General features: G+C 63.4%; 17 protein-coding genes. 3 read left to right on the forward strand and 14 right to left on the reverse strand.

Features of this window, described 5'->3' with window-relative positions; genetic code table 11:
* Positions 1 to 171: 171 nt before the first annotated feature.
* The 6 genes from ACAty_RS07240 to lexA form a co-directional block, all read right to left on the reverse strand.
* Positions 172 to 2,007, reverse strand: coding sequence for a putative bifunctional diguanylate cyclase/phosphodiesterase (locus tag ACAty_RS07240; protein WP_004872331.1), 1,836 nt, complete (start codon positions 2,005 to 2,007; stop codon positions 172 to 174).
* Entirely contained in the window at positions 2,004 to 5,060 is a 3,057-nt protein-coding gene (locus tag ACAty_RS07245; RefSeq protein ID WP_004872332.1) for an ATP-binding protein, read from the reverse strand. Before ACAty_RS07245 ends, ACAty_RS07240 begins: the two co-directional genes overlap by 4 nt.
* An 87-nt stretch (positions 5,061 to 5,147) precedes the next feature.
* Positions 5,148 to 8,219, reverse strand: a complete 3,072-nt coding sequence (locus ACAty_RS07250; protein ID WP_081254404.1) for an error-prone DNA polymerase — start codon at positions 8,217 to 8,219, stop codon at positions 5,148 to 5,150.
* Positions 8,203 to 9,612, reverse strand: a complete 1,410-nt coding sequence (locus ACAty_RS07255; RefSeq protein ID WP_038472742.1) for a DNA polymerase Y subunit UmuC family protein — start codon at positions 9,610 to 9,612, stop codon at positions 8,203 to 8,205. Before ACAty_RS07255 ends, ACAty_RS07250 begins: the two co-directional genes overlap by 17 nt.
* A gap of 18 nt (positions 9,613 to 9,630) precedes the next feature.
* The gene (imuA, locus tag ACAty_RS07260; RefSeq protein ID WP_004872335.1) at positions 9,631 to 10,296 is read right to left on the reverse strand and encodes a translesion DNA synthesis-associated protein ImuA; all 666 of its coding nucleotides are present in this window, start codon (positions 10,294 to 10,296) and stop codon (positions 9,631 to 9,633) included.
* Positions 10,293 to 10,901 (reverse strand): transcriptional repressor LexA, encoded by a 609-nt coding sequence (lexA, locus tag ACAty_RS07265; RefSeq protein WP_004872336.1) that lies wholly within the window; start codon positions 10,899 to 10,901, stop codon positions 10,293 to 10,295. The genes imuA and lexA overlap by 4 nt, the downstream gene beginning before the upstream one ends.
* 183 nt (positions 10,902 to 11,084) lie before the next feature.
* Between lexA and ACAty_RS07270 the strand changes: the two genes are divergently transcribed.
* Complete coding sequence (locus ACAty_RS07270; RefSeq protein WP_004872337.1) at positions 11,085 to 11,531, forward strand: host attachment protein; 447 nt, start codon at positions 11,085 to 11,087, stop codon at positions 11,529 to 11,531.
* A gap of 14 nt (positions 11,532 to 11,545) precedes the next feature.
* Here ACAty_RS07270 and ACAty_RS07275 read toward each other — a convergent pair whose 3' ends face one another.
* Positions 11,546 to 12,166, reverse strand: coding sequence for a trimeric intracellular cation channel family protein (locus ACAty_RS07275; RefSeq protein WP_004872338.1), 621 nt, complete (start codon positions 12,164 to 12,166; stop codon positions 11,546 to 11,548).
* Between the two features lie 179 nt (positions 12,167 to 12,345).
* On the opposite strand from ACAty_RS07275, the gene merA reads away from it, so the two are divergent.
* Positions 12,346 to 13,962 (forward strand): mercury(II) reductase, encoded by a 1,617-nt coding sequence (gene merA / locus ACAty_RS07280; RefSeq protein WP_004872339.1) that lies wholly within the window; start codon positions 12,346 to 12,348, stop codon positions 13,960 to 13,962.
* A gap of 7 nt (positions 13,963 to 13,969) precedes the next feature.
* On the forward strand, positions 13,970 to 14,497 hold the full coding sequence (locus ACAty_RS07285) for a MerR family DNA-binding protein (RefSeq protein WP_103415057.1): 528 nt from the start codon (positions 13,970 to 13,972) through the stop codon (positions 14,495 to 14,497).
* Here ACAty_RS07285 and ACAty_RS07290 read toward each other — a convergent pair.
* The 7 genes from ACAty_RS07290 to pstS form a co-directional block, all read right to left on the reverse strand.
* The gene (locus tag ACAty_RS07290) at positions 14,424 to 16,805 is read right to left on the reverse strand and encodes a sucrose synthase (RefSeq protein WP_004872341.1); all 2,382 of its coding nucleotides are present in this window, start codon (positions 16,803 to 16,805) and stop codon (positions 14,424 to 14,426) included. The genes ACAty_RS07285 and ACAty_RS07290 overlap by 74 nt on opposite strands.
* Complete coding sequence (locus ACAty_RS07295; RefSeq protein WP_004872342.1) at positions 16,798 to 18,945, reverse strand: HAD-IIB family hydrolase; 2,148 nt, start codon at positions 18,943 to 18,945, stop codon at positions 16,798 to 16,800. Before ACAty_RS07295 ends, ACAty_RS07290 begins: the two co-directional genes overlap by 8 nt.
* Before the next feature lie 12 nt (positions 18,946 to 18,957).
* Entirely contained in the window at positions 18,958 to 19,896 is a 939-nt protein-coding gene (locus ACAty_RS07300; protein WP_004872343.1) for a PfkB family carbohydrate kinase, read from the reverse strand.
* Positions 19,893 to 20,438: a mechanosensitive ion channel domain-containing protein gene (locus ACAty_RS07305; RefSeq protein WP_004872344.1), complete on the reverse strand. Its 546-nt coding sequence runs from the start codon at positions 20,436 to 20,438 to the stop codon at positions 19,893 to 19,895. Before ACAty_RS07305 ends, ACAty_RS07300 begins: the two co-directional genes overlap by 4 nt.
* A gap of 109 nt (positions 20,439 to 20,547) precedes the next feature.
* Entirely contained in the window at positions 20,548 to 21,390 is an 843-nt protein-coding gene (gene pstA / locus ACAty_RS07310) for a phosphate ABC transporter permease PstA (RefSeq protein WP_004872345.1), read from the reverse strand.
* Complete coding sequence (gene pstC, locus ACAty_RS07315) at positions 21,387 to 22,295, reverse strand: phosphate ABC transporter permease subunit PstC (RefSeq protein ID WP_004872346.1); 909 nt, start codon at positions 22,293 to 22,295, stop codon at positions 21,387 to 21,389. Before pstC ends, pstA begins: the two co-directional genes overlap by 4 nt.
* 151 nt (positions 22,296 to 22,446) lie before the next feature.
* On the reverse strand, positions 22,447 to 23,472 hold the full coding sequence (pstS, locus tag ACAty_RS07320; protein WP_004872347.1) for a phosphate ABC transporter substrate-binding protein PstS: 1,026 nt from the start codon (positions 23,470 to 23,472) through the stop codon (positions 22,447 to 22,449).
* Between the last annotated feature and the right edge of the window lie 82 nt (positions 23,473 to 23,554).

The raw sequence follows: 23,554 nt of genomic DNA on the forward strand, positions 1-23,554 counted from the left end.
ATGGCCTTGCCGTCAACCTCACGATTCTGCAAAGCACAACGGGATACCTGTTTTTATTTCGCAAATACAGAACGTTAATGGATCTGTAAAAATTACATAAAAAATAGGTAAAATCTTTGTAAAATCGTGTAGACGATACCGTGCTCGCGCGCACCGGCGCGCGTACGACCATCAAGATTTAGGAGGAAATGCCGCGAGCCAAGCCAGAAGATCCGGCTCCGATAGCGGGCGCGAAAAATAATATCCCTGGGCGATGGCACAAGACAAATCGCGCAAGAGATCGAGATCGCCTAGCGTTTCGACCCCCTCAGCGACACTGACAAACTTCAGATCCCTGGCCAGATGGAGGATATTCGAAAGGAGAAAGGCCTGACGGGAATCGCGCGCTGCACCATCGACGAAGGATCGATCGATTTTCAGGGTATTGATGGGAAGATTGCGCAAATAGGACAGGGAGGAATACCCCGTGCCAAAATCGTCCAGAGCCACGCCGATAGCATTGTCGCGTAACTGCTCCAGTTGCGTCACCAGCCAGTCGAAATCCGTCAGCAGGCTCGATTCGGTGATTTCGAGCTCAATGAGTCCCCTGGGGATACGGTAATGCGCCCTCCGGGTCTCGATGGCATTCACCAGACTCATGCCGCGGGCGCGCATGAGCTCAAACTGGCGCGCCGAGACATTTATGGCGATGGGCAAGGTCCAGGGCCCGTGCTGCAGCCGCCTGGAAAGAAACGCGAACACCCGGTCCATGACCAGCAGTCCCAGGATTTCAATGGCCCCGGTATCCTCGGCGATGGGGATGAATTCTGCGGGACTGATGGTGCCCAGGGTCGGGTGATGCCAACGCAGTAGTGCCTCACAGCCAACGACACGGTGACCGTGGATATCGACCTTGGGCTGGTATGCCAGTTGGAACTGCTCCGCCTGCGTTTGCAAGGCTTCCTGCATGGCCCTTTCGATTCGGTGCCTTCGCGCAAAACGCTCGGCCATGCGCGCGTCGTAGAGCAGGGCCCGGTTACTCAGGCGATGCGCCGAGGCCAGGGCAAGTCCAGCGGCGCGCAAGGCGGCATTGCTCTGCTGGATGTCGATTCCACTGCCCTCGTCGGTCACCAGCGCATAGCCGCCGCGTCCGTGCAGAACGACGTGGGATCCGTGGAAGGGCAAAGGCGCGAAGATAGTATCGAAAATTCGGTCCACCTCGAGTTCGAGGTCCGCCGTCTGTGGAAAGACTGCAAGAAACGTTTGCCCGCGCCAGACGCCACAGAGTCCGCCCCGCTCACCCACCAGCGACGCCAGCCGTGTGCCCGCTTCCCGCAGCAGGTAATCCACCGATTGCGTACCCTCCAGCAAAATCAACTGGTCGGCATCGCTCAACTCGATGAGGAGAAAAACCAGGGCCTTGTGACCTTCCCGGGTGAGGCTTTCCAGTCCACGACACAGACCATGGCGGTTGAGGAGTCCAGTGATGCTGTCGTGACTGGCGAGGTAGGCGATGTCGTGCTCGCGAGCGGCCAGTGCCTGCTGTTGAGCGCTGATGGTCTGTCCGTAGGCATCGAGCCGCTGTCGCGCCTGGCGATGCAGCAGACGGGTCTGCAGGGCATTGCGAATGCGCTTGAGGGCTTCGTCCAGGTCGAAGGGTTTGAGAATGAAATCCAGAGCGCCGGCGTCCAGGGCGGCGGCCCGGGTCTCCGGGTCTGTCTGTGCCGTCAGCACGATGCAAGGCAAGTAATCCCCATCGGCTATCTGCGTTCGCAGCCGGGCCATGACCTCTAGACCATCCAGTCCGGGCATCCGCATGTCCAGCAGCAAGAGGTCGTAGGGGTGAGCGAGCCAGCGTTCCACGGCTTTCTCTGGTGAGGATTCGACATCCACGGAGCGGAATCCTGCCTCCGCCAGGAGTTCGGCCAGTACCGCAAGATTGGAGGGATTATCGTCCACCACGAGAATCCGAGCCTCGGCCATTGCTTCGGGCAAAGCTTTCGGCTCGAGGTCGTCCAATTCGCTCATGACTGCCCCGAGAGGTCCGGACGAACATCGTCCGAAGCGAGCTGAAGCCCGTCAAAAACGGCATGAACCTGCGCCAGATCGATGGGTTTGGTCAGGTAACCCTGAAAAAGGCCGCTTTCCTCCGCCTGCTGGCGTGCCGGCAGGGTAGCGTCGGCGGAAAGGGCAAGAATGGGGATGGCCGCCGTCTCCGACCATTTCTTGAGGCGTGCTGCCACCTGCTGCCCCGAGATACCCGGCAGATTGAGATCCATGAGGATGAGATCGGGCTGGTGCAAAAGCGCGAGCTCCAGACCGCGCTCGCCATCCGTGGCTCGCAAAAGCCGTAGATCGTCCCGCTCCGCGACGATTTCCTCCATGAGGGCGGCGTTGGCTGGGTTGTCTTCCACGTAGAGCACGAGGCGACGGCGCGGGCCCGACGCAGGGGCAGCGGTAGCAGCATCCGCCAGCGGAGAACGGGCGTCATTCTTCGGCGACGTCCCCGCCTCGGCTCGATGCGCCGGCAGAAAGACGAAAAAGGTCGTACCTTCGCCTTCGCGACTTTCAAACCGGATTTCACCACCCATGCGTTCCACCAGCTCCTTGGTAATCATGAGGCCGATGCCCGTACCTTCGATCGGACCATTTTCCTGGCCCAAACGTTCAAAGGGCCGAAAAAGACGGTGCTGCCGGTCCGCCGGAATGCCGATGCCCGTATCGCTGATGGCTATACCCAGACACACGGGCCGCTCTGCGCGCTCCGGTATCGGCGCCAGGCTGCGGATCAGAACGCGACCGCCGGGACGATTGTACTTGATGGCATTGCTCAGCAGATTGAGCAGGATCTGGCGCGTGCGGGTCAGATCGACACAGACCCACAAGGGATCATCGCCCAAGGTCTCCAACAACTGCACGTCCCGCTCACGCGCAAGGTCCGCCACCATCTCGCTGGTCTCCCGCAGCAGGGCAGCCAGACTCAACACCTCGGGCGAAAAGGTCAGTTCACCCGCCTCGATTCGGGCCAGATTGAGCACGTCGTTGATGAGGCTGAGCAAATGCTGTCCGGCATCGCGAATGTGCTCCACGAAGCCTTGTTGCCGCGGGGAGAGAGGCTCGCGGCGCGAGGTAGACAGGAGCTGGGCAAAGCCCAGAATGGAGTTCAGGGGAGTGCGCAGCTCGTGGGACATGGACGACAAAAATTGCGACTTGGCCTGATTCGCACGCTCCGCCTGCTCCTTGCTCTCCACCAGACGCTGTTCATACTGGCGCTGCGCCTCGCGCTGGCGCAGGGTGACGATCATGATGGCGCAGGTACTGAAGAAGGGTTCCAGCAGGTTCAAGAGGGACTCGTCGATGCCTTCCTCACGGTTCGCCACACCCACCACGCCCACCAGCTCCTCCCCCTGAAAGAGCGGAATACCCAGGTAATTGTGCAGTTCCGGGTGGCCTGGCGGAGTGCCACCGCAGCGCTGCTCATGGCGCATGTCGGGAACGATCACCGGGGCACGGCTACGCATGACGGCACCGATGAGATTATCGGGATTGCAAAAGAGCATGTCCCCAGCCAGCACCTGGGCGTAGAGGGCATCGGACGCGGGACTCCAGGACAGATTGGTGATCGCGTGAATCTTCAGGCAGGGGTCCGGCTTGATCCCAAAAAGCACCTCCCCCAGAAATCCATAGCGTGCGCCCGTCATCGCCAAGAGCTGGTCGAGCATCCGATCCCAGACCATGCGGGAATCCACCTCCCGCAGAAAGGACTGCACCGTCTCATTGAGTCCCGCGAGCAGTTTTTCCTGACTCTCCCGGAGTTGGCGCGCTTCCAGCTCTGCTGTTATATCCTGGGTGATGCCCACCATGGCCACGACCTTGCCGTCGTCGTCGTGGACGAGATCCCCACGAGCGCGCAGCCAGGTACGCGGCCCGTTCCCCTGACGGACCAGGGGATAATCGAAACGAAAGGCACCACCGTCACGCAAGGACTGCTGCAGGGCGGCATCGATGGCCGCATGGTAGGCAGGATCGATGCGCCGACGCAGCTGCGACTGAGGTATCGACCGTGTCTCTGGCGGCAGACCCAGGAGTCGGGCAAAACCCTCGCTGATGGTCATCTCACCATTGGCGAGATTCAGGGACCAGGCCCCCTGACGCGCAAATCGCTCGCCGCGCCGCTGAATGTCCTGGAGGCGATGGAGATCGGCGTTCAAGGCATCGATCTCCGTCATGTCCTGGACGACGACGACGAAGCCGACGCGCTGGCCATCCGGACCCAGCAATGGCGCCATGGTGGTCAGCAGGTGCCACTGCCGTTCTCCCAGGGGCAGCACCAACTTTTCGCGGGCAGGCTTGCCGGTGCTGCGGATCTGCGCCTGAAGCGCACCGTAGGCCACCAGCACCGGGGTGGGGAGCACGGCGCGCAGATTTTCCCGAGACAGCGCTTCGGGGGACTTTCCCAACAGCTGGGCAAAGGCCTTGTTGACCAGGATGAAGCGCTGCTCGTCGTCGATGGCAGCGATGAGGCTCGGCGTGCTGTCGATGACCGTTTGCAGTAGCGCCCGCTCGCGCGTGAGTTCGACCTCACGCGCGCGCAGCTGCGTTAGCAGGCGCTCGGCATCGACCCGGGCCTGCAGGGTGGCAGAAAACTCCAGGGCATAATCCTCCAGGAGCGAGAGCTCGTCACCCTGCCAGGCACGAGAACGAGTGTCCAGGACGCACAGGACGGCCGCCGCGACCTCACCATCCACCACCACCGGCGCACTGGCAAAGGAGCCAACCCCAGCCGCGCGAAAGCCGCTGCTGTCGGCGGCATCCGGCACAGCGTGGTGTGGGCGCCCGTGCAAGAGGCTGTAGCGGCAGACATGCTCCACCGTATCGCGAGCGATGGCCGCCTCTGGGCTGCGGATCAGGTGGAGGATGTCGGTGCCACGCAGGGCCAGTGCCACCTCGGCCACATCGAAACTCTTGCGCACCATCGCCACACCGCGCTGGAGAATGTCGGTGGAGGCCAGATACGCGTTGTGCAAGGCTTGCGCCGCCCCGTACTGAGGATCGGTTTCCTCGATGTTTACGGCGCCCACAAAGTCTCCTCATCACCCGTTCACGGCTCTAGATAGTCGATGTTCGGCGACTTCGCAGGGTTTGGGTCGCTGGTGACGACGACCCCATCAGCAAAAATCCCGGGATGAGGTGGCCAGTTTCCCCAACCAGTGGCTGTAGTCCTCCAGACGATGGGCAATGAGGTGGCGGACCCGCCCTTCCCGCTCCAGGGTACCGCTCACCACCAGCAGCCGTCCCTGCAGGATGGCCCGACGCCAGGGCTCCACTTGGCTAGGCCAGACGATGACGTTGATCCGGTCGCTTTCGTCTTCCAGGGTCAGGAATACCGTTCCGTGGGCCGTAGCCGGGCGCTGACGATGAGTGACGAGGCCAGCGATACGTCTCGCCCCTCCAGCAAAAGCGCGCCCTAGCTCGGCGATGGGACGACACCCCTCTGCCTGCAGGTGCGGTCGCAGGAAATGCAGAGGGTGGGGTCCGAGACTCAGACCCAACTGGGCATAGTCGATACGACACCGTGTCGCCGCCGGCGTTGCCGCCAGTGCCATCTTTGGTTCTGCAGCGGGAGCCAGGGGCAATGGCGTCGCTGCACGCACCGCCGCAACCTGCCAAAGGCTCTGGCGCCGGTCCAGGCCCTCCTCCTCCCAGGCCCCTGCCCGGGCGAGTCGCTCCACCTCGGCGCGGGGGCAGCCCAGTTCCTGCACCAGAGCTACCGGATCCAGGGCACCACCCTGTTCGCGCCAGGCGACGATCCTTTGCGCCACCTCCCGTGGCAAGCCACGCAGCTGGTGAAAGCCCAGGCGCAGCGTGCGCCCATGGGCGCGGCTGTCCCAGACACTGTGGCGGATGGACAGGGGCAGCACCGTCACGCCGCGCTCGCGCGCCTCGCGCACGATCTGTGCGGGGGCGTAAAAACCCATGGGCTGGCTGTTCAGCAGCGCCGCGCTGAAAACGGCTGGGTGGTGGCATTTGAGCCAGGCCGAGGCATAGACCAGGAGGGCGAAGCTCGCGGCGTGGGACTCGGGAAAGCCGTACTCGGCAAAACCCTGAATCTGTTGACAGAGCTGCTGGGCGAAGGTGTCGTCGTAGCCGCGCGCCCGCAGTCCCTCGCGCAGACGCTCCTGGTAGGGGCCAAGATTACCGTGCCGGCGCCAGGCGGCCATGGCGCGGCGCAGACCGTCGGCGGCGTCGCCATCGAAACCCGCCGCCTCCATGGCGATCTGCATCACCTGCTCCTGAAAGATGGGCACACCCAGGGTTCGCTCCAGAACCTTGCGCACCTCCGGGCCCGGATAGTGTACCGGCTCCAGACCTTCGCGCCGGCGCAGGTAGGGATGCACCATGCCCCCCTGGATGGGGCCTGGGCGGATGATGGCCACCTCGATGACCAGATCGTAAAAACAGCGGGGTTTGAGGCGGGGCAACATGCTCATCTGGGCACGCGATTCCACCTGAAAGACCCCCAGACTCTCCCCCCGTTGGAGCATGGCATAGACCGCCGGATCCTCCGGCGGAATATCGGCCAGGGTGCACCCTAGGTCATCCAGGGCCCGGCGCAGCACGCTGAGCATGCCCAGAGCGAGCAGATCCACTTTCAGGATACCCAGGAGGTCGAGGTCGTTCTTGTCCCACTGGATGACCGTTCTGCCGGCCATGCGGGCGGGCTCGATGGGGACCAAGGCATCCAAAGGCTCAGCGCTGAGCACCATCCCACCCACGTGCTGAGAGAGGTGGCGCGGCAGCCCCACCAGAGCATTGGCCACCACCAGCAGACGCTGCACCGCCGGGCTCTCGGGATCGAAACCCGCTTCCCGCAGGCGTTCTGGCCGCAGACGGCGGCCATCCCACCAGGCCAGACCACGCCCGAGGGCATCCTGCTCCGCAGTGCTGAAGCCCAAGGCCCGGGCTGCATCGCGCAGGGCACTGCGCGGGCGATAGTGGCGCACACTGGCGGTCAGGGCGGCGTGGCGGCGGCCATATCGAGCAAAAACAAACTGGATGACCTCCTCGCGGCGCTCGTGCTCAAAATCCACATCGATGTCCGGCGGCTCTCCCCGTTCCCGCGACAGGAAACGGGAAAAAAGCAGATTGCCACGGGTGGGATCCACCTCCGTGATGCCCAAGGCATAACAGAGCACCGAATTGGCCGCAGATCCCCTTCCCTGGCACAGAATGCCCCGACTTTTGGCAAACTGGACGATCTCGTGCACCGTCAGAAAATACGGGCCATACCCCAGTTCGTGGACGATGCGCAACTCTTCCTCCAGTTGCCTCGCCACCTTTCCGGGAATGCCGTCGGGATAGCGCAACCCAAGCCCGGCTTTGGCCAGGAAGCGCAGATGCTCCTCGGGACTGCGCTCCAACGGGCAGGTACCGGGCGGGTAGCGGTACCGCAGGCTGTCCAGAGAAAAGGTGCAGGATGCCGCCACCGCCAAGGTTTCCGCCAAAAGGTTCTGAGGATAGAGGGTATCCAGTTGCGCGCGGGAACGCAGATGCGCCTCACCGTTGGCTGCCAGCGCCCAACCCAGTTCGCTCAGGGGACGGCCCAGACGAATGGCGGTGAGCACATCCAGGAGAAAACGCTCGCGACGCCGGGCCATGGTCACCGCCCCGCAGGCCAGCCCGCGGATCCCCGTCCCTTCCATCCAGCGGCGCAGCCCTGCCAGACGCTGGGAGTGGTCCCCCCGATAACGGAGGACGAGGCCAAGGCGCAGACGCTCCCTCCCCCAGTGCCGAGACAGTTCGGCCAGGATCGCGGGCGGCTCCCCAGCTCGTCCCCAGTCCGGCAAAAGGATGGCCAAAAGCCCTGGGCAAGGAAAAAGATCCGCCCACTCCAGTCGATAATCGCCCTTGCCTGCCCGTCCCCGCGCCAGGCCGATGAGCTGCGCCAAGGCGGCATAGCCGCGGGCATCCTGCACCAGGAGCACGAGCTCCTGGCCGTCCACCAGCCGAAAGCGGCTCCCCAAGATGAGTTTCAGACCCGCCTCCCGGGCCGCAACGTGCGCGCGAGGGGCACTGATGAGGCTGCACTCCTCGGTAATGGCAAGGCCGGCGTAGCCGAGTTGCGCCGCGCGCTCCACCAGCGCCTCCACCGTTGCAGTAGCCTGAAGAAAACTCAGGTTGCTCTGACAGCACAGTTCGACGTAGGCCGGATGGGTCTCAGTCTCAGGCAAAGTAGCCATGCAGAAAAACCCCACCGCGGCGACGATCACGGAAGACCCAGCAGCGCGCGCCATCGCCACGACGCCACAGGAAATAGTCGCGGTCCACATCCGCACCGTCCCACCACCCCCCCTGGATGCGCTCCACCTCGCTGTGGGGACGGACATCTCCGTCTTCCAGAGCCCGGGGTTCGGGCAAGAGCCACAGAGGACGGCGATCCGGACCCTCCCAGGACTGCGGGCGGCCGCGGGCGGGCAGCAGGCGGTAGGCGTGTTCGGGCCGATGATCGGGCCAGGGGCTGAGGATGTACACGGCCTCCGGACCAAGACGGGCCTGCCACTGCTCCAGGAGCCGCTCCTGACGTTCGGCCAGATCCTCCCGCCAGAAATCCCGTTGTTGCCCCTGCCAGGGACAGGTATCCAGCGCCTCGAGCACGATGGTCTCGGCGGCAAAGGTCCAGGGACGGCGCTGCAGACGTCCCTGCCAGAGCTCCAGAAAGAGCTCGCGATCGCTGAGGATTTCCCGACTTTCCAGACAGTCCTCGAAACGTCCCTCCCGGCCTTGCAGGCGCAGTTGCCAACGACGCGCACCAAGTCCAGCCCGCGTCAGCATCTTCTGGAGTTCCCGAAAGAGCCGGGCCAAAGGGAAACGCAAGGCCGGCCAATCCCCCGCCGGCTGCACCAGTTCAAGCTCCCGCCGTGGTACTTCGGGGAAGGCAAAATACGGGCGTGGATCGGGACGCAGGCCCGCCACGATCTGCAGGAATTCTCCCCAGTAGGGACCAAAACGCTGGGCACGCGCCGCATCGTCCAGGGCCGCCAGATCTCCAAGCGTACCCAACCCCAGACTGTACCAGAGCTCCTGGACCCTGGTTTCGGCAGGGAGTGCGCTCAGGGGCAAACGCGGCCAGACCTGCGCCCACTGCTGCCGGCTCACCGTCCAACCGGCCCCGTCCGCTGCTCCCAGGGCCAGCAGCACAGCGCCCGTAGCCGTGGGCGCCGCTCCCCAGCGCCAGCGCGGGCCACCTTCCGCGCGTGCCCGCAGGGCCTCGAGAAAGGCCTGGCGTCCCGCGCGCCAGCGGGGATTGCTGCCCACTTCCACACCCAGGGCCGTTGACCAGGGTTCGAGGATAGCCACCTGCGGTCCCCAGCCGTAGAGCCAATGCGCCCAGTCCCGCAAAAACTCCAGCCGCCGCTGCGGTCGTTCAGGGCGCAGCCGCAGAGCGGGACAGAGGGCCCTGGCCTTGGCCAGACTCATCCCAGGCGCAAGCCCGCAGTGTATGGCCATGGGCCCGCGCTGCTGGAGACGGTGTCGGCCATCCGCCAACACCACCGGAGCCATGCCCTGCTCGTCCTGCTCCCAGAGGCCAGCATCCAGCTCCGGGAAATAGACCGCCACGTAATAGGAGGCCATGGTCACGGCTTCTGGCCATCAGATGGCCAGAGGGAGCTGCTCCCCTTCGGGCAAGGAGACCACTCCACGGCCCGGCATGCCGCCTCGCCTTTTCTGCACCGTGACGGCCACCCCCCGACGGTCGGGATGCAGTTGCAGGCGCAGCGCCGCCCATCCTGCTCCCTGCTGCTCTCCCTCGTTGAAAAAGAAAAAGGCTGCCGTATCCCCTGCTTGCGCAGCCAACTGCAGACGCCGCCAGGCCGTCGTATCCAGGGGTGGCGGCCAGGCCAGCACGGCACTGCAGGTGCCAGAACGCAAGGCACTCTCCAGGGCCCAGAGACGATCCTGCCGCTGCCGTGGGTGGAGGCAGAGCATGCGCTCCAGACGCAGACCAGCAGCGGCCAGGGCCGGAGGATAGGGCAGATAGGGCGGTGTCACCCAAAGGATCCAGCGTTTTTGCTGCTGGCTCAGGCTCGCCAGGACAGGCAGCAAAAGGCGCAGTTCGCCAATGCCCGGCGTGCTGCTGTGGATTTCGGTGATACCTCCCCGCGGCCAGCCGCCCAGCAACCGATCCAGTTCTTCCTGACCCGTCTTCAGGAGTGCAGAGTCACCACCCCGCGCCGTGGCTTCATACCCCGGGCTGTGCAGGCCACGCCAAAGACTCCGCGGATGCTCCCGGAGCAGGGATTCCAATGCTGGCTTCATAGTTTTCCTCCTCGCCGTATGAGGCCTACCACCACTCCTTCCACGCTCAGGGCCTGACGCCCGAGATCCACCTGAATGGGAGCAAAATCCGGATTTTCCGGCAGTAGCCAGAGCCGTTCGCCTTCGCGCTGCCAGCGCTTGACCGTCACCTCATCTTCCAGGCGTACCACCGCTATCTGGCCGTTATGCACCTCCGCACAACGCTGCACGGCCAGCAGGTCGCCATCGAGGATGCCCGCATCCCGCATGCTCATCCCCTGCACCCGCAAAAGAAAATCCGCCTCTGGAAAAAGGCGGTCAGCTGCTGGCAGATAAGCCTCCAGATGCGCTTCGGACAGGATGGGCTGACCGGCGGCCACACGTCCCACCAGCGGCAGACCGTCCTGGGGTAGTGCCTCGGTGAGGCGAATACCGCGCGCCCTGCCGCGCTGCAATTGCAGATAGCCCTTGCGCTCCAGGGTACGCAGGTGGGATTCGGCCGCGTTGGGCGACTGGAAGGCAAAGGCCTGCATCAACTCTACCCGCGTTGGTGGTGCATCGTGTTCCTGCACATAGCGATGCAACCATTGCAGGATCTCTGCCTGCCTTCTGCTCAGTTTTTCCATGGCATCGGATCTCCCCGTTTCTATGCTGTAAATTTATACAGTTTTATGACGGAAAGCAAGACGGCACCAATAGAGGGTGTATCGGGTAGTGGTCCAGACAATGGGATCATCCAGTCCTATACTGGATAAAGGTGGGTCTTACCCACCGGAAGCGAACAGGGCCACACAGAAAAGGAGCCTTCCATGACCAAGACCTGGATACTCGTCAGCAACGGCAGCCACGCCAAGTTCTTTCTCCACCACGGTTGCGGCAAAGGACTGCAACCCTTGGCCGAGCGTCACCACGACAGCAGTCGTCTGAAGGCGGCGGAACTGGTCAGCGACGGTCCTGGACGGGTGCAGCAGAGCTTCGCCCACGGGGCACGGCCGGCTCTGGACGGAAAAAGCTCGCCCAAGGAGCAGGAACTCCAGCAATTTGCCCGCGAGCTTGCCCAGACCCTGCGCGAGGGGCGGGTCAATACGGAATACGACGACTTCGTTCTGGTGGCACCCCCGGCCTTTCTCGGCCTGCTGCGCGAGGCCCTGGACGAGCCCACTATCAAGCTGCAGCGCGCCACCATCAACAAGGACTATATTCAGGCAGATCTAGCGCAGCTGCGCGAGCACCTGGGGCGCGTGCTCTGCGTGTGAGAGCGACGGGGCCCTCAACGGGCCCGCGGCAGACTCCAGTGCCGGTACAAGGCCATGGTACGCAGAAAAAAGGTCAGTGCCGCCCCCGCCAGGGTGCTTTCCAGGGGCGGCAGGCGCAGCGCATCTCCTGCCAGCACCAGAACGCAACCCAGGGCCGCTGCCGAAGCGTAGATTTCGGCCCGCAGTACCACCGGCACCTGGCCGCTCAGAACATCGCGGACCATGCCCCCACCGACCCCGCTGATCACCCCCAACACGGCAGCCATGAAGGGACTGAGGCCAAAAGCGAGGGCCTTCTGCGTTCCCGTCGCCGCAAATACCCCAAGGCCGGCGGCATCGAAGAGCAGCACGGGATGCTGCAGACGGTCAAAGAAGCGATGGAAGAAAAATACGAAGACACCTGCAAAAACCGCCAGGGCGACGCTGTGCCAGTCGGCAATGGATTCCGGCGGAATGGCACCGATGAGCACGTCGCGGACGATTCCGCCAAAGACCGCCGTTACCACGGCCAGGACGATGATCCCGAAAATGTCCAACTGGCTACGCACACCGCGCATGGCCCCACTCACGGCAAAGACAAAGATGCCGATGAGGTTGATGGCGTGCAGGAACAGCACTGGGGCGTCGGTGTGCATGGTCATCCGTGAGAAAACGCGGATTTTAAATAAGTCGTTCCGTCCACCGCAAGAAAAAATACGGAACTTGACTCCGTACCAAGGTACGGCAGGTAGAATGCAGAGTTTATGGGGGGATGACAGCGCAAGACCCGCAGCCGAGTCAGACCCCGCAAGCTAACCCACAGGAGCACTGCGGCATGACCCAAAATCTCGATCTCGGCATCACCGGAATGACCTGCGAGCATTGCGCCCGCACGGTGGAAAAAGCTTTGCGTGCGGTCCCCGGCGTCCTTGCGGCGGAGGTCTCCTGGCCAGAACGCCGGGCACGCATCCAGGCCAGCGCAGATCTCGACCCGGCTGCCCTGGGCCGCGCCGTCACGGCCGCCGGTTACGGTATCGGCGATGGCGACTATCACGGCGGGAGTCTGCACGTCGCCATCATCGGCTCCGGTTCCGCCGCTTTCGCCGCCGCCCTCCGCTTGGTGGAAGGGGGCGCGCGGGTCACCATGATCGAGGCCGGCACCTTGGGGGGCACCTGCGTCAATGTCGGTTGTGTGCCTTCCAAAATCTTCATTCGCGCGGCGCAAACCGCCCACATCCTGCAAGCGCATCCCGTCGCCGGCTTGGAGCATCATCGATCCCGTGTCGATCGCCGCGCCATGCAGGCGCAGCAGCAGGCACGCGTGGAGGCCCTGCGCCAGGCGAAGTATCAGCGGGTTCTGGAGGTCCATCCGCAAATCACCCTGCGCCGGGGACGCGCCCGCTTCCTCGACAGACAACACCTGGAGATCGCTGACGGCAGTGGCAGAAAAGACGTCGTCAGCGCCGACCGCGTGCTCATCGCCACGGGCTCGCGTCCTGCCATTCCGCCCATTCGGGGTCTCGACCAGACTCCCTACTGGACCTCTACCGAGGCGCTGGCTGCAACCGAGATTCCCCGGCGTTTGCTGGTCATCGGCGCTTCCATCGTTGCCCTGGAACTGGCGCAGGCCTTTGCGCGCCTCGGCAGCAGCGTTACCATCCTCGCACGCAGCACCCTGCTGTCGCAACTGGATTCAGAAATCGGAAAAGCGCTCAAGACCATACTCGAGGGCGAGGGTCTGGATATCCGCCTGCACAGCCAGCCCGATAGCGTCCACTACCGCGATGGCCAGTTCCACACCCGGCTCGGCGAAGCGGACCTGATCAGCGATGCCCTCCTGGTGGCCACGGGCCGACGCGCCAATACCGACGATCTCGGACTGGAAGCGCTCGGCGTGGCCTGCAACGCCCAGGGCGCCATCGCCGTCGATAGCGCAATGCGCTCCACCGTTGCGGGGATCTTTGCTGCTGGCGATTGCAGCACCCTACCACAATACGTCTACGTAGCGGCCGCCGCCGGCACCCGGGCAGCGGTCAATATGCTCGGTGGCGATGCTCAGCTGGATCTCGCGGTATTGCCGGCGGTGGTCTTCACCGATCCTCAGGTGGCCACCGTCGGGCTGGATGAGAAAGCCGCCCGCGCCGCAGGGCATCGAGTAACGGTGCGCCGTCTGAATCTGGATCAGGTGCCCCGCGCTCTGGCCAATTTCGACACTCGCGGTTTCATCAAGATGGTGGCCGATGCCGACACGGATCGCCTCTTGGGCGTACAGGTTTTGGCCGCCGAAGGCGGCGAGCTCATTCAGACCGCCGCCGTCGCTCTGCGGGCGGGCTGGCGGATCGAAGACCTTGCCAGCATGCTCTTTCCCTATCTGACTATGGTGGAGGGGCTCAAGCTGTGCGCCCAGACCTTCACCAAAGATGTCTCGGAACTCTCCTGCTGCGCCGGCTGAGGAGCCCATGCACCGAGAACCGCGCAGCACCGCACCACGCTCTTCTGCTAGCGGCGGGCTCAGTATCGGCCAGGCGGCCAGGAGTGCGGGCGTGCACGTAGAGACCATCCGCTTCTACGAGCGCCAGGGTTTGATCACCCAGCCGCGCAAACCGAGCATGGGCATCCGCCGCTATCCCCGTGACATCGTGCATCGCATCCGCTTCATCAAACACGCCCAGGTCCTGGGCTTCAGCCTGCAGGAATGTCGCGAGCTCCTCGATCTGCGCGGCGACGATCCCGCGACCTGCGCCCTCATGCGCCACCACGTCGAGGACAAACTGGCTGCCATCCGCAGCAAACTCCAGGCGCTGACGCAGATGGAGGGTGTCCTGACGGCGCTTCTGGAAGCCTGCCAGCAAGGCCGAGCCGCGGACGACCCCTGCCCTATCCTGAAAGCGCTGGACGCGGACGACGGATTGCCTACTCCATCGGCACGGCATGGGCCAAAGGCCGCCACTGCAGGTGCCGAAACATCTGCAGATAACGCTCCATAACCTGACTTTCCCGATCCAGGACAAAGCGCCAGAAGCCAAAGATGCGGGCAATGGTCATCAGCCGTTCGGCGTAGCGTTCCCAGGTATAGCGCTCAGCCACCCGCGCCAGCGCCGCGTCGGAAATCTCCAGCCAATACTTGGGGCGCTCCCGGGCCGCCTCCAGAAAATCGGCCAGGCGCTCCGCCGTGGCCTCGTGATCGTTGGGATCGATGTGAAAACCGGAGACACCATCTTCGATGATCTCCAGGGGGCCGCCAAAGCGGGTAGCGAAGACCGGCAGGCCCGAACTCATGGCCTCGATGACGGTCAGGCCGAAGGCCTCGAAAAGGGCAGGCTGGACGAAGACCCCCCGGCCATCCGCCACCACCCGGTACAGTTCGCCAGCGACGGTCTTGTCCAGCAGTGCACCGACCCAGCGCAACTGCCCATCCAGCTGGTAATGGTCCATGATCTCGTGCATCCGGCGGATCTCCTCGCGCTCCTCGGCATCGCGGGAGTTACCCACATCCACGTGGCCGCCGATGATGACGAGATTGGCCAGACCGCGCAGGCGCGAGGAGCGTCCATAGAGTTCGGCCAGGCCACTCAGATTCTTGATGCGATCCATACGCGCCATGCTCAGGAGCAGAGGTTTTTGCCGATCCTCCAGCACCCCGCGCCGGTCAGCGCCGGGCTCACGGCCAAAAAGCAGCGACTCGATCTCCGGTTCGAGGAAGCTAGGACGCTCCTCGGTTCGGGCGTATGAAAAGTAAAAACGCGGATCCGCCCCCGGCGAGACGATGTTGAACTTGCTGTCGAAGACGTCAATACCATTCTCCACCCGATACAGACCCGGCAGGGTATAGTCCTGATGCCCCTCGTACTGGCCGATTTCGCGATCGTTACCGGCAATTTCCTGGTAGGTGCTGGTGACGATGATGTCGGCGGCATTCATGGCGATGAGATCGGCGGTGAACTGGCAGGCAAAATGGTGATCCTGCTCGTGATCGCGCCAGTGCAGATCGCTGTAGAGGTACTTGCTCTTTTCCAGGGCGTGGGCGATGTTGCACTGGGTCACCCCAAGGCGCTCACTGAGCAGGGTCGCCACGAGATTGCCATCGGAATAGTTGCCGATGATGAGATCCGGGCGGCTGCCCAGTTCCGCCAGGACCTCCCGCTCCAGATCCTGCGCGTAGCGCTCCAGCCAGGGCCAGATCTTGAAACGGGAAATCCAGTGGGGGTGGATACGGCCATCGGGATAGCGGAAGGGTACGCGCAGAATCTGCACGTTCTCCGCCCCCACCACCGGCTCCAGACGCTGGTCGCAGGTGGTACCATCGGACTCGGGTATGAGGCGGGTAGCGATGAGGATGCGCGGTTCCACATCCACGCCCTGCTGCCGCAGCCGGTTGCGCATTTCCCGTTCCAGGGCGCGGGCCTGATCCAGGATATAGACCACCTGCCCCCCGGTATCGGGCCGTCCCAGCACCTTGTCCTGAGCAAACCAACCGTGGATGGAGACGATGAGGATCCGGGAAATCATGGGAATGCGATCGAGAAAGGACTCCAGCGCAGCGGGCGAGGGGCTGTCCAGGAGGTCCATGAGCAGGCGCATGGTCTCCCGCACGCGGCCCGCCGTGTTCCCCCAGCCCGGGGCAAAGCCACGGCGGCGCATGTCCTCGCGAATCTCCGCCCAGGGCGTCTCCCGCGGCAGGGTGCCGAGGTACTGCACCGTCTGACGCAGACTGTCGAAATCGGTGTTGCCATTGCTGAGCATGAGGTTCTGGCCATCCAGGCGATGCAGGCTGAGAAATTCCAGAATCTGACTGCGGCCCGCGGCCAGATCGCTGAAGATCCGCCCAGCCAACCGCCGGTTGAGGTGGGTCAGCCCATCGCCGATGGTGCTCTCGTCGCGCAGGCGTCGGCTCACGGGCCGAAAATCGCGGAAATCCACGGTCAGAACCGCCTCACCCTCGGCCCCTAGGCCGACAATGCCCTCCTTGGCCTGCAGATAGGCATCGGTACTGAGCTCCTCCAGCGCCAGTTGCTCGCGGTGGATGCGCACATAGATCCAGCGGCCAGGACGTGGACGCCAGGCAAAGACCATCCAGGGATCGCGAAAGATGACCTCCTGGGTGTGCGCGACGAAATCCTCCAGCGGGCCGATACCTTCGGCATAGCCCTCCGGGAGCTGCTCGCGAAAGTCGGCACAGGCCCGCTGCAGGTCCGTGTAGAGCCAAGAGTCGCGCTGACTTGCCACCAGATGGCGGAGAAAGGCATACCAGGAACGGGGGTCGTCCAGAAGCTGCTGGCGTAGGGCTTCAATCATCTTTGGCTCCGGCAAAACGGTAGTGATGGATGCCCTCCAGGATTCCCCCGGCATAGGCAGCCTTGGCAAAATAGACTTCTGCGCGTCCACGAAGTTCGTCGAGCTCCGGCGCGTGGTTGCCCACCACGACACTGCGCAGGCCGCCACCGAGCATGTCCAGGTCGTTACCCGAATCCCCCGCCGTCAACACACAGTCCAGGGGCAGGCCCCAGCGAAAGCACAGGAAGCGGATGGCGTGCCCCTTGGAAGCGCGACTCGGCAGAATATCGAGGTAGCGCTCGTGCGAAACGATGGCTCGGGCAGCGATGCCTTTGCCGCGCAGGGTCTTGAGCAGGACGGGCAGGGATGGCGGTCGCTGCGGTTCAAAGTAGTAGCTCACCTTGAACTCCGACTGCGCCGCCTTCTCCTGCAGACGCAATTCGGCGTGACTGCGCAAAACCTCCACCACCCCATCGCGCCACCAACGATGGCGCAGATGGGCTGCCCAGGCCTGATCCTCGTGCAGTCGCTGACGATAGGTGATCCGGGTGCCGACGTCGGTGATGAAGATCTCCGGGTTAGGTACCCCGTGCTCCACCAGAACCGCCAGAGTCTGCTCCAGGTTACGTCCCGTCGCCACGGCCAGGGCCACCCGCGGCTGCGTCTTCAGCCAATCGATGAGCTGGTGCAGCGCCCCATCATCCCCCACCAAGGTGTTGTCGATATCGCAGACCAGCAGGTAATCGGCCTTGGGCAGGAAGCTCGGACTTTGTTCCAGCACCATGCGTCGGCGCCGCCGCGCCTTGCGCTCGCGATGGAGGATGCGCTCGACCCGGCGCAGATAGGCGCGGGCGTGGGCCTCCCAGCTATAGACCCGCGTTACCCCACGCAGACCAGCGCGGCTTGCCTGCTGCCAGCGCCGCGCATCCGTCAGCAGAGTCTCCACGGCGTGGGCGATCTCCGCCGGCTCCATGGGGTCCACCAATAGCCCATTGCGACAATTCCGCAGGATATCCTGAGGACCCCCATTGCGAGTGGCCACCACCGGCAGACCCGAGGCCGCCGCCTCCAGGAGCGTCAAGCCAAAGGGCTCGGTGAGGGCAGGATTGACGAAGACCCCACGGTACTGACTGGCAAAACGATAGTATTCCGGAATATCCTCGGCACCGTGGGTTTTGGGGATGGCCACACTGCCGTGGAGGTCGTGGTCGTCGATGCCGTGGAGGATGTCCGTGACCACCTCTCGGGCTCCCGCCTCCAGTGCCCCCAGGCGCTCCCTGTGCCCCATCACCAAAACGAGATTGGCTTTTTCGCGCAGCAGCGCCGAACCCGCATACGCCTCCAAAAGGCGTTGCAGATTCTTGCGCCCGTCGGGACGGGCGATGGCGAGGATGGGGGGTTTGCGTGGGTGCTGAAGAAAGCGACGCAAGTGCACTAGCAAGGGCGAGGGACGCCGCCGATCCGATGGCGGCGAAAAACGCGCAAGGTCTACCCCAGGGGGCAGGATCTCGAACCGTGCCCGTTGGCGATTCTCGTAGAGGCCGTATTGACGCTCCACTTCCTGGCGGGTACTGGCAAAAATGAGGGAAGATTCCACCAGAATCTCTTCCTCAGCCTCGATGCGCCGCGCAAATCGGTAACGGCGGTCGATGCTGGCGGCCTTCTCACCCGCCGCCAGAAGACGCTCGCGCTTGTCCCGCCCCAGGGAATGGCCGGTATGGATGAGCGGTATCCCGAGGAGCTGCGCCAGGCGCACGCCCACAAAACCGGCGTCGGCATAGTGGCTGTGCAACCAATCCGGTACCTCGCCCGTCTCGCGCAGCCACTGCAGGGTACGATCCACCAGGGACGGAAGGTGATCCCAGAGCTGCTCCTTGGGCAGGTAGCGGTCGCGCGGCCCAAAAGGGAGCCGGACGATACGCACGCCGTCTCCCAAATCCTCCACGGGCTCGTCGTGGATGGGAGGAAGACGGGGATCGGCAAAGCGGCGGGTGAGCAGATCGACACGGCGCACCCGGGGATCGCGGGCCAGTGCCCGCATCTCCTCCAGAACGTAGGTGATCTGACCGCCGGTATCGGCATCGGCGCCCAGTTCCGGATCGGCACAGACCCGTCCGTGCAGACTCAGCATCAAAACGTAGTAGCCTTCTCGCTCGCCCACGATTTTGCCTCCTTACGCCCTCACTGCTCCTTTGGCTGCTACCCCCAGTTCCGCGACAAAGGCGGGGTAAAAGGACTGTGGATCTTCCGGCAGGGCTCCTTCCAGAGCGCAGACCCTGGCCGCCAAGCCATGGGCCACCTGCAGTGCCTTGGCCACGGTGGCGCCGAGCCTGCGGGCGTAGAGCCACCCGGCGCTGAAGGCATCTCCAGCGCCGACGGTATCCACCACGGATATGGACAGGGCGTGGCTACGGGTCAGGGTCGCCCCGTCCCAGTGCATCGCTCCCTGGGGCCCACAGGTCAGGACGATCTCAGCCACGCCAAAACGCTGCGCCAGGGCCGGCAAGATCGCTTCGGCATCGCCACGCCCCAAGCCAAACTCACGCTGCAGGACACCCAGCTCTTCGTCATTGCATTTCAGGGTGTCGGCACCCTGCAGGAGCTCTGCCAGCCAGGGGCGCTGCCAGCAGCCGTCGCGCAGGTTGATGTCCACGAACCGCCCCCAAGCCCGCGACGCCAGGAAACGCCAGGTTGCACGGCTCGGCCCTTCCTCGCGCAATGCGAGACTACCGTGATAGAGGAGGTAGGACGTTTCCAGGGCCCTTACCCGCAGCTCCTCGTCTGCGTCGATGGCGTCGTAGGCCTGATGCGGCAAGATCTCGAAGCGGTGCATGCCGGTTCCGAGCCGCTGCACCAGAATCCGTCCCGTTGGCAGCTGCGCGTCTTCCTGCAACCAGGCCGCGGCACCTGGCCAGCGCCGCAACAGCCCGCGGATTTCGGCCGCAGGTGCATCCCGGCCCACGCGGCTGATGAAGCGCGCCGTCTCCCCCAATGCCCAAAGGTGACACGCCACGTTGAAGGGAGCGCCGCCCAGGCGCTTTGCGTCGCCAAAATCGTCCACCAGACATTCACCGAATACCCAGATGGGCTGCGCCGCCCGGGTATCGCTCACGACTTGTCCTCCAGCGGCTCCCGTCGCACCACGCGCTGAAAAAACAGATTGTTGGGGATCACGACAACCCGCCCGTCCTCCTGTCTGAGCTCGGTGAACATGAGGTTTTCTTCGATGACCTCACCACTGAGCCCCTCGGGAAAAATCTCGATACGCTGGCCCATCTGCAGGGGTCGCCAAAACCAGATGAAAAATCGCGCGGTGACGTTGCTGACCATGGTCCAGACCGCCAGCAGACCCACTCCGATGACCGCCAGCATACTGACAAAGGTCGTCCAGATGGCCGATACATCCAGACCCCACAGTCGCAGCAATACCACCGCCACCAAGAGCCACAGGAACCAGCCCGTCACCCGCCGCAGGATGGCAAGGTAAGCGCGCGAGACCCGCCGTCGACTCTCCAGCAGAACGAAGAGCTTGGCAAAGATCCCATTGAGAAAGCGCGATACCAGCACACCCAGAGCCAGGAGTACGACGGAATAGGCCAGGTGCATCAGGACCCACTGGCTATCCACGGGCAAGGTGGACCAGAACGACGACACGTTTTCCCTCCCAATTGCTAAAGGACTTCCCGGGCCGCGGCGTGGAGCGCCGCGGCACTACTATTACCTATGGAGTATAACACAAACTAATGACAGGCGCTGATGTGCCTCATGAACGTCCGGCGCGACGCAGGACGTAGCGCGCACCAAGGCTCAGGATCAAGATGAAGAGGACCGTGACCAGGGCGCCGGCCCAGGCCAAGGCCTGGAGATCGGCGTAGGGGGACATGGCAAATTGGTAAATGGCGATGGGCAAACTGGCAATGGGACGGTTGAGATCCGTGGACCAGAACTGGTTATTGAGGACCGTAAAGATCAACGGCGCGGTTTCACCGCTGATGCGCGCCAGGGCCAGCAGGATGCCCGTCAGAATACCCGCCGCCGCCGCCCGGTAGGTAACCCGCAAAACCATTTTCCAGTGGGGTGCGCCCAAAGCCAGGGCGGCCTCCCGCAGGCTCCCCGGGACGAGCTGGAGCATCTCGTCGGTGGTACGCAGCACCACGGGGATGAAGATGATCGTCAGGGCAAAGGCACCGGCCCATCCCGAATAATGCTCCATGGGATAGACCACGATACTGAAGGCAAAAAGGCCGATGACGATGGAGGGCGCGCTGAGCAGGATATCGTTGAAAAAACGGACCACCATCCCCAGTCGTTTACCCCGCGAGAATTCCGCCAGAAAAGTCCCGGCAAGCACACCCAGGGGGGTACCTACGAGGACTGCAAGCCCAACCAGGAGCAGACTGCCGACGAAGGCATTGCGCAAACCGCCGACATTGCCCGGCGCCGGCGTATCCAAACGAAAAAGGGACAGATTCAGCGCCGCAACCCCAAACTTCAGGGTGGTGAAGAGAATCCAGCCCAGGACGAAGAGCCCGGCGAGGGTCACCAGCAGGGACATGGAAAAATGAAAGCGATTCCAGAATCGTCGCCGACGGTAAAGGGTATTCATAGACCAGACTTCCCCTGGGCATTTTCCAGGCGCCACAACAGCAGACGGGCGCCGATGAGGATGATCAAGGTCATGGCAAAGAGCAGAAAACCCAGTGCCAACAGGGAAGATTGGTGCAGCGGCGTGGTCGCCTCGGCAAACTCATTGGCCAGCAGTGCGGCAATGGAATTCCCTGGCTTCAGCAAAGAGGCGCTCAGCTGATGGGCATTGCCGATGACGAAGGTGACCGCCATGGTTTCCCCCAGGGCGCGACCCAGACCCAGAAAGATTCCCCCAAGCACCGCGCTGCGCGTGTACGCCAGCACGACGTGGCGCTGTACCTCCCAGGACGTGGCACCCAGGGCATAGGCCGACTCCCGCAGCATGGGCGGTACCACCGTGAAGACGTCGCGCATGATGGAGGCGATGAAGGGCAAGACCATCACCGCCAGCACGAGGCCCGCCGTAAGCATACCGATGCCCATGGGCGGACCCCGAAAAAAGATACCGATGGCGGGTAAAGTGCCCACGTGGGCCGTGATCCAAGGTTCCAGCTTCGCGAACCAGGGAGCAAAGACGAACAGGCCCCACATGCCGAAAACGATGCTGGGGATGGCGGCGAGCAACTCGATGGCACTGCCCACCGGTCGCCCGAGCCAGGCCGGTGCCAGATTCGTCACGAAAAGGGCGACTCCATAGGCTACGGGTACCGCCACCAGCAGGGCAATGGCCGAGCTGATGAGCGTGCCGGCAATGGGAATCCAGCCGCCAAAAAGTTCGCGCCCGGGATCCCAACGGGCCGTCCACAGAAAGGACCAGCCGAAATGGTGAAAGGTCGGCCAGGATCGCCAAAAGAGCGTGACCGCGACACCCAGGAGTACGAGCAAGACCGAAAACGCCGCAAAGCGGGCGAGATTGCGAAACACGACGTCCCCCACTCCCGAGCGGGGGGATCCAGGACTAGACGCAAGCATGGGAAGACTCCATGGACACGGAAAGGCCGCGTCCTGGCACAGGACGCAGCCCGGAAAAGGCCGGACAGTGGGCACCCACCGTCCGATCCCGCCTCAGACAGGCTTACAGACCCAGCTTACTCTTCCAGTAGCCCTGGATCTGCTTCACCGTCCCATCGGGCAAGGGCACATAGGCCAGCTGTTCCGCCTCACGCTTCGCCTCGGGCGCCGTCAGCGACCAACGGAAGAACTTCACGACCTCCTCATTGGTCGCCTTGGGCGCATCTTCCCGGAGCATGACCCAGGTGGTAGCCGTGATGGGCCAGCTCTCGGCACCCTTCTGGTTGGTCAGGATCAGGTAGAAGTCCTCGGTCTTGCCGTAGTCCGCATTGGCCGCCGCCGCCTGGAAGGTCTTCAGATCGGGCAGGACCACCTTGCCCGCCGCATTGCGCATACGGGTGTAGGCCAGCTTGTTCTCCGAGGCGTAGGCCTGTTCGACGTAGCCTATGGATCCCACGGTTTTCTGGACCAGGGCGGCAACACCCTGATTACCCTTGCCACCCGCTCCCACCGGCCAGGGTATTTCGGTGTTTGGCTTGCCCACCTTTTCGGCCCACTCTGGGCTCACCTTGGACAGATAGTCGGTAAAATTGAAGGTCGTACCGGAACCGTCGGAGCGGTGTACCACGCTGATGTCCAGATCCGGCAGCTTCAGGCCCTTGTTGAGGGCAACGATGGCAGGATCGTTCCACTTGGTGATCTTGCCGAGATAAATGTCCGCCAGGACCTTGCCGTCCAGGACCATCTGCCCAGGCTCGATGCCCGGCAGATTGACGATGGGGGCGATGCCGATGATGATGGCGGGGAACTGGATCAGGTGATCCTTACGCAGCTCCTCGCTGGTCAGCGGCTTGTCCGTGGCCCCGAAGCCCGCCAGCCCGGCCTTGATGTCCTTGATACCCTGGCCCGAGCCACCGCCGCCGTAGTTGGTCTCGACACCGGTCTTTTCCTTGTAGGTGGCGGCCCACTTGGTCAGTACCGGCTGGATGGCCGTACTGCCGGAACCCGTCAAGGTTTCTGCCGCCTGCACCGCTCCCGCCATACCCAGGGAAAGCAGACTCACGCTCAGAGCAACTACTTTGATATTCATGATGTTACGCCCTCTCTATCGGTTATTCGTCAAAGTACAGCGTACAAACTATAGCAGGCGAATATGACAGTATGATGACAGT

Origin of the sequence: Acidithiobacillus caldus ATCC 51756 (assembly GCF_000175575.2) — a bacterium.
Classification (GTDB): Bacteria; Pseudomonadota; Gammaproteobacteria; order Acidithiobacillales; family Acidithiobacillaceae; genus Acidithiobacillus_A; species Acidithiobacillus_A caldus.

Excerpts from the sequence above, each read along its gene's own strand:
- ACAty_RS07270 (WP_004872337.1), top strand. The coding sequence starts at position 11,085 with ATGACCAAGACCTGGATACTCGTCAGCAACGGCAGCCACGCCAAGTTC.
- imuA (WP_004872335.1), bottom strand. The coding sequence starts at position 10,296 with ATGAAGCCAGCATTGGAATCCCTGCTCCGGGAGCATCCGCGGAGTCTT.
- ACAty_RS07285 (WP_103415057.1), top strand. The coding sequence starts at position 13,970 with ATGCACCGAGAACCGCGCAGCACCGCACCACGCTCTTCTGCTAGCGGC.
- ACAty_RS07255 (WP_038472742.1), bottom strand. The coding sequence starts at position 9,612 with ATGGCCTCCTATTACGTGGCGGTCTATTTCCCGGAGCTGGATGCTGGC.
- lexA (WP_004872336.1), bottom strand. The coding sequence starts at position 10,901 with ATGGAAAAACTGAGCAGAAGGCAGGCAGAGATCCTGCAATGGTTGCAT.
- pstS (WP_004872347.1), bottom strand. The coding sequence starts at position 23,472 with ATGAATATCAAAGTAGTTGCTCTGAGCGTGAGTCTGCTTTCCCTGGGT.
- ACAty_RS07290 (WP_004872341.1), bottom strand. The coding sequence starts at position 16,805 with ATGATTGAAGCCCTACGCCAGCAGCTTCTGGACGACCCCCGTTCCTGG.
- pstA (WP_004872345.1), bottom strand. The coding sequence starts at position 21,390 with ATGAATACCCTTTACCGTCGGCGACGATTCTGGAATCGCTTTCATTTT.
- ACAty_RS07240 (WP_004872331.1), bottom strand. The coding sequence starts at position 2,007 with ATGAGCGAATTGGACGACCTCGAGCCGAAAGCTTTGCCCGAAGCAATG.
- ACAty_RS07250 (WP_081254404.1), bottom strand. The coding sequence starts at position 8,219 with ATGGCTACTTTGCCTGAGACTGAGACCCATCCGGCCTACGTCGAACTG.
- merA (WP_004872339.1), top strand. The coding sequence starts at position 12,346 with ATGACCCAAAATCTCGATCTCGGCATCACCGGAATGACCTGCGAGCAT.
- ACAty_RS07275 (WP_004872338.1), bottom strand. The coding sequence starts at position 12,166 with ATGCACACCGACGCCCCAGTGCTGTTCCTGCACGCCATCAACCTCATC.